The following is a 15,724-nucleotide window of genomic DNA, read 5'->3' on the forward strand; positions in this document are numbered from 1 at the left end:
ATGCTACAGCTTAGTTATCACACTGGATTTCTACGCTATCCGCATAGTCCCACATTTTACCAGTAGATGCATCGGTGGTTGAGCCAAACAGACCACCAATAATGACATTACCGAAAAAGACAGGGGTTACTTCTTTCTTAACTGGTGTTTCCGCTGCACAGCCCGCTGCGGTTGTTCTGATCACTTTGTCCTGACCGTCTCTCAGTACCTGAATGCTACCAGGTGTACTAGATTGATTGCCATCAGCACTCACTTCAACAACTTTACCAGTGTTGGTAGTTACCTGAATAGTTTGTACATCAGAAGTCATAATACTTGCACAGCCAGACAACATAACTAGTGCAGCAGCAGGGATAATTGAGTATTTCATTTCCATTTATCTTTATATTAAAAAAACCTCCCAAATTATATACATAGGCACAAAACTGTCAATCAAAATGTTCACTATACATTCAGGAAAACTAAATTTTTGAACAGCTATCAATCAAAGCAAATCGGTGCGAATATATTTTATGTTCATATCCGTTACACGCTCAATTTACTTGTAATCGCTGAGAATAAAAATACTCAAAAAATTAGAATCAACAACATTATTCGAATAACTTTGCGGCTATACATGAATAACACCTAACTGATTATTAGTATTTATCTACTCTCTTCTCCATTACTTGCAGTGTAATTATCTACCACCATTAACTATATAATAACACAGTGCTTGCACTGGCATTTACTTCGCGCAAGGGCGACGAATGAACGACAAAAATACCCAGAATACTTTTGAACAGCTACGCTGGCTCGAAGAGCGTAAGGATGCCCGATGGGCGTGGCTACATGGATGTATTTCCACACTAAATTATCCATTCTCATATTTCAGGCATTAAAAAAGGCCGCCTGAGCGACCTTTTTCACAGTGTTACTGCAATCTAGAAATTATTCTACGATTGTAGCTACAAGCACCAACATTACCTTGTAGAGAGAGCCACCTATCGTGCAAAGGGTAATGACACAGTGCTTGCACTGACATTTCCTTTGCGCAAGGGCGACGAGTGAACGAAGCACCGCTTCGCAGCACGAGGAGGTGAGCGCACGGATGCGCGATGGGCGTCGCTACATGGATGTACTTCCACACCGCATTTTCCATCGCCATATTTCAGGCATTAAAAAAGGCCGCCTGAGCGACCTTTTTCACAGTGTTACTGCAATCTGTAGATTATTCTACGATTGTAGCTACAACACCAGCACCAACTGTACGGCCACCTTCACGGATCGCGAAACGTAGACCTTCGTCCATCGCGATTGGGCAGATCAGCTCAACAGTCATCTTGATGTTGTCACCAGGCATTACCATTTCAACGCCTTCTGGCAGCTCAACGTTACCAGTTACGTCAGTTGTACGGAAGTAGAACTGTGGACGGTAGCCTTTGAAGAATGGAGTGTGACGACCACCTTCATCTTTAGACAGTACGTATACTTCTGAAGTGAACTTAGTGTGCGGAGTGATTGAACCAGGCTTAGCAAGAACTTGACCACGCTCAACTTCATCACGCTTAGTACCACGTAGAAGGGCACCGATGTTCTCACCTGCACGACCTTCGTCAAGCAGCTTACGGAACATTTCAACACCTGTACAAGTTGTCTTCGTAGTTTCTTTGATACCTACGATTTCAACTTCGTCGTTCACGTTGATGATACCAGCTTCAACACGGCCAGTTACAACTGTACCACGACCCTGGATTGAGAATACGTCTTCGATAGGCATGATGAACGGCTTATCGATGTCACGCTCTGGCTCTGGGATGTAAGAATCTAGTGCTTCTGCAAGCTCAACGATCTTGTCTTCCCACTCTTTCTCGCCTTCAAGCGCTTTAAGAGCAGAACCCTGGATTAGAGGCAGGTCATCACCTGGGAAGTCGTACTCAGAAAGAAGTTCACGAACTTCCATCTCTACTAGCTCTAGTAGCTCTTCGTCGTCAACCATGTCACATTTGTTCATGAATACGATGATGTAAGGTACACCAACCTGACGAGAAAGTAGGATGTGCTCACGTGTTTGAGGCATAGGACCGTCAGTTGCAGCAACTACCAGGATCGCGCCGTCCATCTGAGCAGCACCAGTGATCATGTTTTTAACGTAGTCAGCGTGTCCAGGACAGTCAACGTGCGCGTAGTGGCGAGTTGGAGTGTCATACTCAACGTGTGAAGTTGAGATTGTGATACCACGCTCACGCTCTTCTGGAGCGTTATCGATTGATGCGAAGTCTTTCGCTTCACCACCGTATACTTTTGCAAGTACGTTAGTGATTGCTGCAGTTAGGGTAGTTTTACCGTGGTCAACGTGGCCGATAGTACCAACGTTAACGTGCGGTTTCGAACGTTCAAACTTTTCTTTTGCCATGACGGAACCTATAAGTTTTGTGTATCTAGATTACATATAAAAATAATCCACACGCCACAACGGCGGCAGACTAAAATTATTAAGTACAATTATAAATGTTTTTATGACAAATCAAAGGAAGTATTTAGGAAGATCCGAAGACTGGTGCTGATAGGCAGATTTGAACTGCCGACCTCACCCTTACCAAGGGTGCGCTCTACCAACTGAGCTATATCAGCACACCAGAAAACTGGAGCGGGCAGCGGGAATCGAACCCGCATCATCAGCTTGGAAGGCTGAGGTAATAGCCATTATACGATGCCCGCTTTAGGAACCTGTTCTTAACTACCTCTAACCGTCAAGAATAAAGTGGTGGAGGGGGCTGGATTCGAACCAGCGAAGGCAGTGCCGTCAGATTTACAGTCTGATCCCTTTGGCCGCTCGGGAACCCCTCCACGTCAAAAAATTCTTGTCTAAAGCGTTGCTGTTTAAAAACTGGTGCCGACTATCCGAGTCGAACGGATGACCTACTGATTACAAGTCAGTTGCTCTACCAACTGAGCTAAGTCGGCACTGCTTTAGTACGGGGCGAGATATTAGAGGAATGACCGGGACTATGCAACACCCAAATCAAAAAAAATCACAGATAATTGTTTAAATGGTCACATTTACAGCAAAAACCTGTATTGCAGGCAAATTATTATGCAAACTGCTGATATTTACGCCAGTACATCAGGCCTTGCAGCACTAAAATATCGTTGTACACACAGGGGCGCATTAAATGTTGTTGCATTAATTCGCCATATCCCCCAGCACAAACAATCACAGGGTTGTCGTCAGATTGGCTCAAATAGTATTCCAGTGCCCCCAGGGTTGCGACCAGGGCACCATTTTTGACCGCATTGGGAGTATTGGTACCCAGCTCAGGCAAAAACAAACTGGTGTCATCACTGAAAACTTTCTGAGTGTTGCTGACCAGACTGCTGATCATCATATCCAGGCCGGGCAAGATCCAGCCGCCCAAATGGTGCCCGTCTTTATTCAGCACATCTATTTTGCTGGCAGTGCCACAATCGAGTATCACACAGCTTTGTTGCGGATAAAGATGATAACAGGCCACCACCGTCAGCCAGCGATCGACTCCTAAGTTCTCAAATTGCGGATAAGCGCAAGTTAACCCGCCCAATATTGCACTGGTCTTGGCATGATAATGTGGAATAGCCAATTGCTGCGCACGCTCAATGAGCGGTGCGACCAGCTCCCCCTTGCCCACCTGTGCAATCAGTACTTCTTCTATCTCTGACCAGGGAATGTCTGCTTCAGCCACTAAGGAGATGACGCCTCCTGCCAACGTCGCCGTCTTCAGTGCCGTGTTGCCTACATCTACCAGCAGCTTCATAATACCTCCTTACGCACAGAGATTTCGCCGCCGTAATAGGTTTTAAGCTCACCATCCTGACGCAGCACCAAACCACCTTGCGAGTCTATGCCTTCACAAATGCCCCGCCATTGTTTTTGTCCTGTAGTCAGCGTCACGACTTGTTGACGATGCACATTCAGGGCATTCCATTGCTCTGTCATCACACTCAACCCATGGCGCTGATAAATCTCCAAGCGCTTTTGCAGACACAAAGTCAGCACGGCCACCAGCTGATTTTTGTTCACTGTGTTAACGTGCTGACTGAGATCGGTCCAAGCCTGATCGATTTTCCCGGCAGCGCTGTCTGGCATCGCCACATTCAGCCCTATACCAATTACCAGATGGCAGGGGCCTTCAACCTGACCGTCCAGTTCAACCAAGATGCCCGCCAGCTTTTGTTCATTCAGATAGACATCGTTTGGCCACTTCAATTGCACATCCAAATCAAACAAGGCGTTGAGTGCATCATGTACCGCCAACCCGACGGCAATCGACAACCCCATGGCAGCCTGCATACCCTCATCCAGCTGCCAGTAACAGCTGTAATATAAGTTGGCACCAAATGGTGACTGCCACTGACGGCCACGCCGGCCTCGCCCGGCCTGCTGCATTTCTGCAACCAGCACTTGCCCCTTGGGAATAGACTGGTGAGCCTGAATACGACGCATCAGCTCGCTATTGGTCGAATCAATAATAGAATGTACTTCTATCTGACACGGCGTATCGCTGAGCTGCGTCCAGCTCTGACGGATCTCCGCCTCTGCTAATAAAGGCAGGCTGTTATTGAGTCGATAGCCTTTGCCCGTCACCTTGAAGATATCAATGCCCATCTGTTGCAGAGACTTAATATGCTTAGACACCGCCGCCCGGCTGATCCCCAGCTGTTCGCCCAGTGCCTGCCCGGAAACAAATTCGCCGCACTTCAGGGCATGTAAAATGGCCAGCTTGTTGCCATCGGGTGCTTTAACCATAGTGCGCTTCCTGTATTGTAATTTCCCCCTGCGGGCCTATCAGTCTGACCTCATGCTCCAGCACAATGTCAAACTTGGTAAGTATGGTGTGCTGAATATGACTGATCATCGCTTTAAGGTCCTCACCTCTGCTGTGGCCTTCATTGACCAGCACCAAGGCCTGACGCTCATACACCCTGATCCCACCCTGTTGATAGCCTTTGAGCCCGGCGCGCTCAATGAGCCAGCCAGCGGCCAGTTTGCAATGCTGTGCATCGACCGGGTAACTGGGCATATCGGGATAACGACTGGCTAAGGCATCGGCTTGCGCTTTGTCGACCACCGGATTTTTAAAAAAGCTCCCGGCGTTTGCCAGCACCTGAGGGTCAGGCAATTTACTGCGCCGGGTTGCCATGACTTGTTCAGCAACCGCCTGAGGGGTCACCGTCTCATGGCAGAGTGTTTTTAACGGGCCATAGCTCAGTACAGGTTGCCACTGCTTGGGTAAATGCAGTGTCACTTCAGTAATAATAAAGCGGTCTTTCAGAGCATGTTTAAACACAGAGTCGCGATAGCCAAGCTCGCAGGCCGATTTATCCAGGATTTGCATGGTTCGACTGGCAATATCAAAGCCCTGCACCTGATACAACACATCGGCCAGTTCCACACCATAAGCGCCGATATTCTGGATCGGTGCCGCCCCCAAGGTGCCCGGGATCAAGACTAAGTTCTCAAGCCCGCCAATCCCTTGTGCCAGCAGATGCATCACCAGTGCATGCCAGGATTCACCGGCTGCAGCACGCACAATGTAGTGACTGGCTTGCTCTTCGATTGCCACACCACGATTGGCCATTTGGATCACTGTGCCCGCATAATCGTCCAGGAAAACACTGTTACTGCCCTCACCTAAAATATAAAATGGCGTACTAAAATCGTGGTCGTAAAGCTGCGCCGGATCCGTTATACGCAGCAAGGAGCTGCATGACGCCGGTAGCGAGAATGTGTGTAATGACTGCAATGACTGCACACCCGAACCCTGTAACAAATGCAAAATTGCCGCTAGTGTAGCCTATCCTTGGCTCTGGCGCATCAAGGTGTCATTTTGGCACTTAAGTGGTATAACAACGGCTCTACTCACATCATGAGCAAGGATAATAATGAAACTTTCTGCCCTAACCTTTGGTCTTGCCTTAGCAGGCCTGTCACACACCGCCCTGAGTGCTCAGGCGGTGGACGAACACACCTATGCCAACCTCAACGACGTGATCAGCACACACCTTCACCTGGATCTGGATGTCGACTTTGCAGACAAACAGCTGGAAGGTTTTGTGGAACACACGCTGGCATGGCAAAACAAACAAGCCAGAACCCTGGTGCTGGATACCCGTGACCTTGAAATAGACAAGGTGATGTACCAGGGCAGCAACGGCAAATGGTATCCTGCCTCTTTCACCCTTGCTAAACGCGATGATGTGAAAGGCGCCAAACTGACTATCCGCTTTAAGCAACAAGCGAAAAAAGCCCGTATCTATTACAACAGCTTGCCACAGGCATCCGGTCTGCAATGGCTGACGCCAGAGCAAACCGCCAGTAAGTCACATCCTTTTATGTACAGCCAGTCTCAGGCTATCCATGCCCGCAGCTGGATCCCCGTCCAGGATACGCCTGCAATGCGTGTGACCTATTCAGCACGAGTCAACACACCTAAAGATGTGCGCGCTGTCATGAGTGCGGATAACAGCGGTGCGTTAATCAAAGACGGTGACTATTGGTTTGATATGCCGCAGGCCATCCCGCCATATCTTATCGCCATCGGTGCCGGTAACCTCGAATATAAAGAGATGTCGCACCAAACCGCCATCTTTGCCGAGCCACAGATATTAGATGCCTCTGTTGCAGAGTTTAATGACACCCAGGCGATGATAGATAAAACCAACGCCATGTACGGCGAATATGCCTGGGGACGCTACGACTTACTGATGCTGCCGCCGAGCTTCCCGTTTGGTGGCATGGAAAACCCACGCTTATCCTTTATTACACCTACCGTTGTTGCGGGTGACAAAAGCCTGGTTAACCTGATCGCCCACGAGCTGGCGCATTCCTGGTCGGGCAACTTGGTCACCAATGCCACCTGGGAAGACCTGTGGCTGAACGAAGGTTTTACCTCTTATGTTGAAAACCGCATTATGGAAGAGGTGTTTGGTCGTGAGCGCGCAGTCATGGAGCAAGCATTGGATTCCGCCAGACTACGCACCGTCGTTGAGGAGTTGCCCGCACCAGATACGCGCCTGAACCTGCGCCTCAATGGTCGCGATCCGGACGATGCATTCAGCACAGTTCCTTACACTAAAGGTCAGCTGTTCCTGATATACCTGGAAGAAAAATTTGGCCGTAAAGTGTTTGATGCTTTTGTGAAAGGCTACTTTGACGCCTACGCGTTTAAATCGCTGACCACCGCCGAGTTTGTTCAATATATAGAAAAACACCTCATCAACAAACATCCTGGCATTGTCAGCATGGATAAGGTCAATGAGTGGATCCACCAACCGGGATTACCGGCTGATGCGCCTAATCCTACGTCAGATGCATTTGATAAAGTCGATGCCGCGACAAAGGCCTGGTTAGCTGGCAACAGCACGCTTAGTGCCATTCCCACCGCCAGCTGGACGGTGCACGAGTGGCTGCATTTTATCAATAACCTGCCGCGCGACCTGGCACAGGACAAAATGGCAGCCCTGGACCAGGCGTTTGGTCTGACCAACTCAACCAATGCCGAGCTGGCCTTCGCCTGGTTTATGCTGGCAGTTGGCAATGGCTATGACGCTATTTACCCTGCGCTTGATAAGCACCTGACCGGGATTGGCCGTCGTAAGCTCATTGTCCGCTTGTACAAGTCACTGGTTGCCAACGGCAAACGCGACTGGGCCTATGAAGTCTATCAAAAAGCACGCCCGGGCTATCACCCGTTAGCACAAGGCACCATAGATGCCATCTTTGCTAACTAATTGATACCCTTAATAGTACAGCCTCATTGAGGCTGTACTTTTTCTAAAAACGCTGCGCGCTGAGCCGGACTCGCCTGTTGCCACCAGAACTCCAGCATCGCCGCTGCGTCAGGTTTGCCAGCCTGAGGTGCTGCAGGCAAAGCGTCAGACAAAGCAGGTTTACTAGCTTGAGGCGCCACAGGCGGCTCGACAGGTAAAGAGTCTTCATAGCCTGGCTTCAACACAGGCGTTTTCAGCTTTTCAGCCGCCTGCGGTACAGTGCGGATCCGCAGTTGTTGAGTCAGCGTCTTGACTGGTGTGCGTATCCCGTCTGGCGCCTTCAGCCACAGCTGTGGTTGCCTGGCAAACTGCTTAGCAGCTTTAAGTGTATCGGCCCGTTCAAACTCAACGTGATAATCCCCCTGTTCAGTCACCTCAACGATAACCCAGAACGGTTTTGACTCTATCACTTCATGATCGTCATACCCGACCTCGTATAGATCCGTATATTTAACACGCAGCTGGTGTCTGCCTGCTGCCAGCGACAGATCTCGCACTTTGTTAAAAAATGAATGCTCTATTTCTTGCTGCCCCACCTGTAGCGGCAAGAGTTCTTCCGGAAAATGCAACTGCGCCGCCATAACATGCCCACACAACAGGCTGACGCACAGAAAGTAAAAAATGCGTATTTTCTTCATAATTCCTCTTTATTTTGTTGTTAATGTGGCTGACACTTAGCTGTGAACCTAAAATAGCCACAGAGTAATTGAGCGTCCTGTTCGGACTAAAACACTCATTCACCGGAGATTGGTATCCGCTTGTCGAGTGACTAAACTCTGAACAACACTTTTCGCTTGTATCTTACTCTTTGCACGCTATGCTGATCAGCTAAACTTTCGTATACAAGGAAAAATAATGAGCCAAGAAACAATTTTTACCAAGATAATTAACCGGGAAATTCCCGCCGATATCCTGTATGAAGATGAGTTGGCCCTGGCGTTTAAGGACATCAATCCGCAAGCCCCCTTTCATGTTCTGGTGATCCCAAAAACACCGATCGCCACCATGAATGACATTAATGAAGAAAATGCACACCTGGTTGGGCATTTGTATTTGGTAGCAGCTAAACTTGCTAAAGAGCATGGCTTTGCAGACGATGGCTATCGTGCGGTTATGAACTGCAACAATGATGGCGGTCAAACAGTTTACCACATTCATTTACATGTACTTGCAGGAAAAGAAATGGGCTGGCCCCCATACCAAGATAAGAAAAAAGTAGTAGCCTAAATTATTCTTTGTTAATGAATGTAATTTACTAACATATTAGCAAATATAAAAATAAGAACATAAATATCAAAGCCTTATTGTTTTTTATAAGGCTTTAATCCGACAACAAGATCAGAAATGCCACAATATATAGCAGAACAATCTATTTATTGATGATATTTCTAATACAAAAGGTCTGAGTCCCGTGATAGCATTGCGTAATCAGACAGAATGAGAGTGTTTTCCACATGAGCAGTACTGCATTTTTATTGCTAGACAAAGAACCTATTAACACCATAGGCGTCAATGTATTACAACCATTGCTGAAAACTCAGGGGTTGGACGTAATCACTGGGACCGATATTTCAGAAGTACCAGAGAACACTCGTTTACTCTTCATTGAAACGGCTGTCAATGATGCCTGGGGCAAGTTAAAAGAGCAGCTTGTAAACCTAAAAGTCAGCTGCGACATTGTGTTGTTTAATCTTGATGAAAACCCTGAACTGGCCAATCGTGCTTTGCTCAGTGGTATCCGCGGCGTCTTCTATACCACGGATAATGCGGATGTACTGATGAAAGGGATCCGCCTGCTGATGGAAGATCAGCTCTGGTATCGTCGTGAGATTATGTGTAATGCACTGAACCGCATGCTGCAGTTTAATAAAGACGCACTACACAAGCTGACTGAAGGTGATATTGAGCCGGTTAAACTCACCAAGCGTGAAAAGGCCATCATTACCTTAATGAGTAAAGGGTCAAAGAACAAAGAAATTGCGGAAGATCTGAACATCAGCCCACACACAGTAAAAACCCACCTGTACAGTGCATTCAGAAAAACCAAATGCCGTAACAGGATTGAATTATTGTCCTGGGCGCAACAAAATATCCCAGACGAAATCCGCTAGTTTACGTCTCATTATGAATGTGCCGTGGCTAACTCGGCACATTTTACCTCTTAGCATCGCTTTACTGATCCTATTCTTCCTTTTATGCTAGCAAAGTTCATTTATTGCTAGAGCGCACCATGCTGGATCCTAAAACTCTATATGTTACCAGCGTCGTCATGACTGCCATGATGACCCTTCTTAACTATCTGACATGGCGTGCGAATAAAGACACCCCGGGCACACTGGTCTACATTTTTTATCCGATGGTGTTGTTTGCCGGTATCATCGGCTTTGCACTGCACAGCCACTTTCAGCAGTGGCAGACGATAGGCATAGCTAACGGCCTCTTGTTTGCCGCATCCATACTCCATTGCTGGGCGATCAGCCAGTTTCTGGGTGTTCGCGATAAAGCTTTTCAATTTTACCTAATCGTCACCGGCGTTTTATTCTGTGCTCTGGTCTATTTCAGCGCCATAGCGCCGGGTCTCAGGCAACGTATTCTGATCTCCGACCTCCAGCACATCGCTGAGGCACTACTGTTGCTATACTACTTTGTCCGCTATGCCCATCCGTTATACCCTAACGGCAGCATTGTTTATCTCATTGTGTTGAGCTTTATCCTTTGTGTCTTTACCGGCCGTACCTTGCTCATGGGGGATATTCACCATGGTAACTTGTTCGACAGCCCCTGGTTTACCATTACCCTCTTTTTTAATGGCGTACTGGCACCCATCTTTTATGCCACCGGTATGGCTATTTTGTGTAATGAACGACGCGAACATAATCTTAACCGCCTGACCGAAAAAGCACAGCAAGACCTGGAGATCCGAGGTTTATTCCTGTCCACGGTCAGTCATGAGATCCGCACCCCACTCAATGGCATACTCGGTAGCGCTCAGCTGGTACTCAATCGCATTGGGGACCAGGCCAGCAAGGCATACTGCGAAGCCATTATTAATTCAGCGGAATCTCTTAACCTCCTTATCGATAAAGTGCTTGATTACGCCAGCCTGGAGCAAAGCGACGAAGTATTGGCCGCCGAAGACATTGAATTTAAAAGCTGGCTCAACAACCTGTGCCTGCTGATGACACCTATGGCAGAGCAGCGCGGGCTGACGTTTACACTGGTATACGATATGCCAGAACAAGTTTGCTACTACTGTGATCAGCAAAAACTTCGCCAGATCCTGTTAAACCTGGTGGGTAACGCCATCAAGTTTACCGATCAGGGTGAAGTAAAGGTCTGTGTTGAAATGATCAAAGAAGGCAATATGGCTCACAGAGTGCGTTTCAGTGTGATAGATACCGGCCCCGGCATTGAAGAAGAAGACATCGAGAAACTCACCGAGCCCTATGTACAAAGCAGTGCCGGCAAAACAAAAGGAGGCACCGGGCTTGGACTGGCCATCACTGCACGTCTGCTGGATAAAATGGGCAGCCAACTGGAAATTCTCAGCGAGTTGGATAAAGGCAGCTCTTTTAGCTTTGATTTAACCCTGACGGTCGGAGAACTCAGCCTGGTCGAAAAGCGCCATCACAATGTCGACTATGCCACCGGCCTGGACATTTTACTGGTCGAAGACTTGGATTTAAATCGAAAGATTGCTATTGAATTTATGGCCAGTGACGAACATAGGATAAAACTGGCCAACGATGGTGAAAGTGCCATTGAACAGCTTACCGAACATGCCTTTGACGTTGTCCTGTTGGATATGAACTTGCCTGATTTAACCGGTCAGGAGGTACTTAAACGGCTTAAAAATATTGAACATAAGAATCGACGCACGCCATTTTTGGCCTTTACTGCCAGCCTCAGCCCGGAAGAAATCAAAGAGTATCTGGCTCTGGGGATCCGTGATGTAGTGGGTAAACCGATCAAACAAGATAAGCTGCGCCAGGCCATCAGTAATTCGCAAAAAGCGCAGAAGCCAGATATCAGCGTCGAACTAAGCGATACCCTCTATGATGAAAGCGCGGTAGGCTCACTCAGCGGCTTCAGCGAAGATGAAGTCTCATCCATCTATAACGAATTTGTTTTATCTGCCCGGACTAAACTGCGTCACATCCAGCAACTGTTGGATGAAGATGATCAGCAGTGTATTAAACTATTACATCGCCAGGCCAGCACCGCGCTCCAGCTTGGCTTTAATCGCTATGGCTTAATGCTCAAAAAAATCGAGCGCAGGCTTTTGGATAAGAAACGCTGCGATGAAGAGCTATCGGATGCCATGGTGTTATGGCAGCAAAGCCTGGAAGCCTACCTGCAGTATGTGCGTCATCACACGCTCAACTAAGTAGCTTCATGCAAACGCGCAAAGCATTACTTTTATCGCCAGAATGTCGACTTTATGGGAAAAGTTAGTCATTCTAGCTGACACAGGGTGCTGTGCTACCCAAATAACAAGAAATCTGAAGGAAATTTCATTATGACACTACTTAAATCACCGCTGGCCATTGCCATCGGTGCGGCCATGATCGGCCTCAGCACGCCCTCAGTGGCGGCAACCACAGATAAAGCTGAACAAGCCAGTACTAAAGAGTGGAACGTACTGACTCCTCCGGGTGACAAGCAAACCATCACCATAGACACCAACGAGACTACCTGGAGTAACCTGGATGTCAGCCCGGATGGTAAATCAATTATTTTTGACATGTTGGGTGACATTTATGTAATGCCAATGAGCGGTGGTAAAGCCACAGCGATCACCAGTGACAGAGCCTGGAACTTCCAGCCAAAATTCTCTCCCGATGGCACAAAAATCGCCTTTATCTCGGACCGTGAAGGGGCAGAGAACCTGTGGGTGATGGACGTCAACGGCGACAACATGCGCAAAGTCTCTGATGAGTCTCATAACCTACTACATAACCCCGCTTGGTCACCAGATGGTCAGTACATCGCGGTTAAGCAAGGTCAGGTAACGGGTCGTACGATTCCGGGTGGTTCAATCCGCATGTACCATATCTCAGGTGGTAAAGGTGTGGTGGTAAGAGATCGTTTACATGGTGCTAAGTCGCAGAAAAACATCGCTGAACCCGCTTTCTCAACCGATGGCAAGAAACTGTATTACTCAGTCGATGCCACACCTGGTGTCACCTGGGAATACAACAAAAATGCTCTGGGGTCCGTGTTCGAGATCCGCTCATGGGATCTGGCCACCGGTGAAGAAGAAACCGTGATCCGTGGCTCCGGCGGCGCAATTCGTCCAACACCGAGCCCGGACGGTAAATCATTGGCGTTCGTTAAGCGTATTGAAAATGGCAAGGTCATGCAAAGCGCCTTGTATATTAAAGATCTGAAATCAGGTATCGAAACTGAGATCTTTGCCGGCCTGGACCGTGACTTGCAAGAAGCCAATGGTGCACAAGGTAACACCCCGGCATTTGCCTATACACCGGATGGCAAAGCCTTAGTTTTCTGGGCGGGCGGCGTATTCCATAAAGTCGACATTGCCAGTAAACAAGCCAAAGTGATCCCAACTCGTGTTGTTGCTGAGAAAGAAATCACACCTGCGCTTAAATTTGCTGTCGACGTGGCACCGGATGCTTTCAAAGTCAAGCTGGCGCGCTGGTCACAGATTTCTCCGGATGGTAAAACGGCGCTGTTTCAGGCATTGGGTCATTTGTACACCAAAGACATCGCTTCAGGTAAAGTACGCCGTGTAACAAAGCAAAACGACCACTTTGAGTTCTACCCAAGCTTCTCACGTGATGGCAAATACATCGTATACACCAGCTGGGATGATCAGGACTTAGGTGCTGTACGCATAGTGTCAGCCAGTGGCGGCACAGGCCGAGTGATCACCCAAGATCCAGGTCACTATATCAACCCGAGCTTTTCACCAGATGGTAAACATGTCTTGTATCGCAAAGTGACTGGGGGCTACCTGCTCAGCGGTGACTGGTCGATGGAACCGGGTATATACCTGACCAGTGCCAAAGGTGGCGAAGCCAAGCGCATCATCAAACATGGTGACAACCCACACTTCGGCGCAGAAAAAGATCGTATCTATTTCAGCGTCATGAGCGATGGTACACACCGTGAACTGAAATCTGTTGACCTCAGTGGTGAAAAAGAGCGTTCACACTTCAAAGGCGACTACATTTTTGACTACCGCGTTTCTCCTGATGGTCACTATGTTGCCTTCATCGAAAACTTCAATACCTTTGTGGCACCATTTACCAGCACAGGTAAAACCCTGTCTATTAATAAAGGGACTAAGTCGTTCCCGGTACAACAAGTATCAAAATATTCTGGTGACTTCCTGAACTGGAAAGCAGACAGCAGTGCGTTAACCTGGGCTTTTGGTCCTACTTTGTATCAGCGTAAGCTCACAGATACCTTTGCGTTCTTAAAAGGCGCAGCAGCCGAGCCGGCAGAACTGACGGCGCAAGGCATTGATCTGAGCTTTGAGAAAAAGGCCGACAAGCCAGAAGGTATATTGGCCCTGGTTGGTGGTAAAGTTGTGACTATGCGTAACGCAGACGAGCAGCAAGAAATCATCGAAGATGGGGTGGTACTGATTGAAGAAAACCGCATTATTGCGGTGGGCACTCGTGCCGATATTGAGATCCCAAGTAAAGCCAAAGTGATCGATATCACTGGCCAAACTGTGATCCCAGGTCTGGTAGATGCACACGCCCACGGCAGCTACGGCAGCCATAACCTGCAACCGGAACAAAACTGGAATCAGCTATCCAACGTCAGTTTTGGTGTTACCACGATTCATGATCCATCCAATGACTCGAACGAAGTTTTCTCTATGGCTGAATTACAGCGTGCCGGTTTGACCGTCGCACCGCGTATTTACTCCGTAGGTCGCATTCTTTACGCAGGTAATGCACCGGGTTATAAAACCCCTATCAGCAACCTGGAAGATGCGCAATTCCACGTCAAGCGTCTCAAAGATGCGGGTGCTATCACAGTGAAGAGTTATAACCACCCGCGTCGCGATACGCGTCAGCAAGTGCTCGAAGCTGCCAAGCAAATGGAAATTATGGTGGTACCGGAAGGCGGTTCTAAGTTCCAGCAGAACATGAATATGATCATCGACGGCCATACCGGTCTTGAGCATGCCCTGCCGATCCCGAACATCTATTCCGACGTCACGCAAATGTGGAGCCAGACCAAAGCCGGTTTCACACCAACGTTTAATGTGGCCTACGGTGGTATCAAGGGAGAAGATTACTTCTATGACACCACAGATGTATGGAAGAACGAACGTCTGGCCAGCTTTGTTCCAGACTACATTCTTAATCCGCGTTCAGTGCGCCGTGAAAAGGCCCCAGAACACCACTACAACCATATCAATGCAGCAAAATCCGCGAAACAACTGCGTGATAAGGGCGTAACGGTACACATTGGTGCACACGGTCAGCGCGAAGGCCTGGGTGCACACTGGGAGCTGTGGTCAATGGCGCAAGGTGGCTTTACGCCATGGGAAGCGCTGCGTAGTGGTACCATCGATGGTGCCAAATATCTGGCTATGGACCACGACATTGGTACCATTGAAAAAGGCAAACTGGCCGACTTAGTGATCATCGATGGTGACGTACTGAACGACATCCGCGAATCAGAAAAAGTTGCTTATACCGTTCTGAATGGTCGTATCTATGATGCTGCGACAATGAACGAAACGGGTAACTATAATGTGAAGCGTCAGCCGCTGTTCTTCGAAAACGGCAGTAAAACGCCAATGCATCCGGCAACGGAAGTATATATGGAAGAAAAAGCACATAAATATCACTGGAAACATTAAAACCAGATCATTTCATTGCTAAAGCAGCCGAAAGGCTGCTTTTTTTTCGCCTATCTCTCCATCTGCGCATTTATCTTCTGCCAACAA

Annotated in this window: 11 protein-coding genes and 4 tRNA genes; 5 read left to right on the plus strand and 10 right to left on the minus strand. The window is 48.1% G+C overall.

Features of this window, described 5'->3' with window-relative positions; all coding sequences use genetic code 11:
• Nucleotides 1–10 precede the first annotated feature (10 nt).
• The 9 genes from ELR70_RS23850 to murB form a co-directional block, all read right to left on the minus strand.
• Nucleotides 11–370, minus strand: coding sequence for a hypothetical protein (locus tag ELR70_RS23850; RefSeq protein ID WP_054017726.1), 360 nt, complete (start codon nucleotides 368–370; stop codon nucleotides 11–13).
• A gap of 840 nt (nucleotides 371–1,210) precedes the next feature.
• Nucleotides 1,211–2,395 carry an elongation factor Tu gene (gene tuf, locus ELR70_RS23855; protein ID WP_054017727.1) on the minus strand — a complete coding sequence of 395 codons (1,185 nt, stop codon included), beginning with the start codon at nucleotides 2,393–2,395 and terminating at the stop codon, nucleotides 1,211–1,213.
• A gap of 142 nt (nucleotides 2,396–2,537) precedes the next feature.
• Nucleotides 2,538–2,613 (minus strand) — tRNA-Thr (locus tag ELR70_RS23860).
• A gap of 12 nt (nucleotides 2,614–2,625) precedes the next feature.
• Nucleotides 2,626–2,700, minus strand: a tRNA-Gly gene (locus ELR70_RS23865).
• Between the two features lie 44 nt (nucleotides 2,701–2,744).
• Nucleotides 2,745–2,829, minus strand: a tRNA-Tyr gene (locus tag ELR70_RS23870).
• Between the two features lie 41 nt (nucleotides 2,830–2,870).
• Nucleotides 2,871–2,946, minus strand: a tRNA-Thr gene (locus tag ELR70_RS23875).
• A gap of 128 nt (nucleotides 2,947–3,074) precedes the next feature.
• Entirely contained in the window at nucleotides 3,075–3,773 is a 699-nt protein-coding gene (locus ELR70_RS23880; protein ID WP_054016064.1) for a type III pantothenate kinase, read from the minus strand.
• Nucleotides 3,770–4,765, minus strand: coding sequence for a bifunctional biotin--[acetyl-CoA-carboxylase] ligase/biotin operon repressor BirA (birA, locus tag ELR70_RS23885; RefSeq protein ID WP_054016065.1), 996 nt, complete (start codon nucleotides 4,763–4,765; stop codon nucleotides 3,770–3,772). Before birA ends, ELR70_RS23880 begins: the two co-directional genes overlap by 4 nt.
• On the minus strand, nucleotides 4,758–5,771 hold the full coding sequence (gene murB, locus ELR70_RS23890; protein WP_054016230.1) for a UDP-N-acetylmuramate dehydrogenase: 1,014 nt from the start codon (nucleotides 5,769–5,771) through the stop codon (nucleotides 4,758–4,760). Before murB ends, birA begins: the two co-directional genes overlap by 8 nt.
• A 130-nt stretch (nucleotides 5,772–5,901) precedes the next feature.
• Between murB and ELR70_RS23895 the strand changes: the two genes are divergently transcribed.
• On the plus strand, nucleotides 5,902–7,749 hold the full coding sequence (locus ELR70_RS23895; RefSeq protein ID WP_054016066.1) for a M1 family metallopeptidase: 1,848 nt from the start codon (nucleotides 5,902–5,904) through the stop codon (nucleotides 7,747–7,749).
• 23 nt (nucleotides 7,750–7,772) lie between these two features.
• Here ELR70_RS23895 and ELR70_RS23900 read toward each other — a convergent pair whose 3' ends face one another.
• Entirely contained in the window at nucleotides 7,773–8,426 is a 654-nt protein-coding gene (locus ELR70_RS23900; RefSeq protein WP_054016067.1) for a DUF2057 domain-containing protein, read from the minus strand.
• A gap of 217 nt (nucleotides 8,427–8,643) precedes the next feature.
• Between ELR70_RS23900 and ELR70_RS23905 the strand changes: the two genes are divergently transcribed.
• The 4 genes from ELR70_RS23905 (at nucleotide 8,644) to ELR70_RS23920 (ending at nucleotide 15,637) form a co-directional block, all read left to right on the plus strand.
• On the plus strand, nucleotides 8,644–9,015 hold the full coding sequence (locus ELR70_RS23905; protein ID WP_054016068.1) for a histidine triad nucleotide-binding protein: 372 nt from the start codon (nucleotides 8,644–8,646) through the stop codon (nucleotides 9,013–9,015).
• 227 nt (nucleotides 9,016–9,242) lie between these two features.
• A complete protein-coding gene (locus ELR70_RS23910) occupies nucleotides 9,243–9,899 on the plus strand; it encodes a response regulator transcription factor (RefSeq protein ID WP_054016069.1) in 657 nt (218 codons plus the stop codon).
• A gap of 119 nt (nucleotides 9,900–10,018) precedes the next feature.
• On the plus strand, nucleotides 10,019–12,175 hold the full coding sequence (locus ELR70_RS23915) for an ATP-binding protein (RefSeq protein ID WP_054016070.1): 2,157 nt from the start codon (nucleotides 10,019–10,021) through the stop codon (nucleotides 12,173–12,175).
• Nucleotides 12,176–12,307: 132 nt separating this feature from the next.
• Nucleotides 12,308–15,637: an amidohydrolase family protein gene (locus ELR70_RS23920; RefSeq protein ID WP_054016071.1), complete on the plus strand. Its 3,330-nt coding sequence runs from the start codon at nucleotides 12,308–12,310 to the stop codon at nucleotides 15,635–15,637.
• The last annotated feature ends 87 nt before the right edge of the window (nucleotides 15,638–15,724 follow it).

The organism is Pseudoalteromonas sp. R3 (assembly GCF_004014715.1).
In the GTDB taxonomy this organism is placed as follows: domain Bacteria; phylum Pseudomonadota; class Gammaproteobacteria; order Enterobacterales; family Alteromonadaceae; genus Pseudoalteromonas.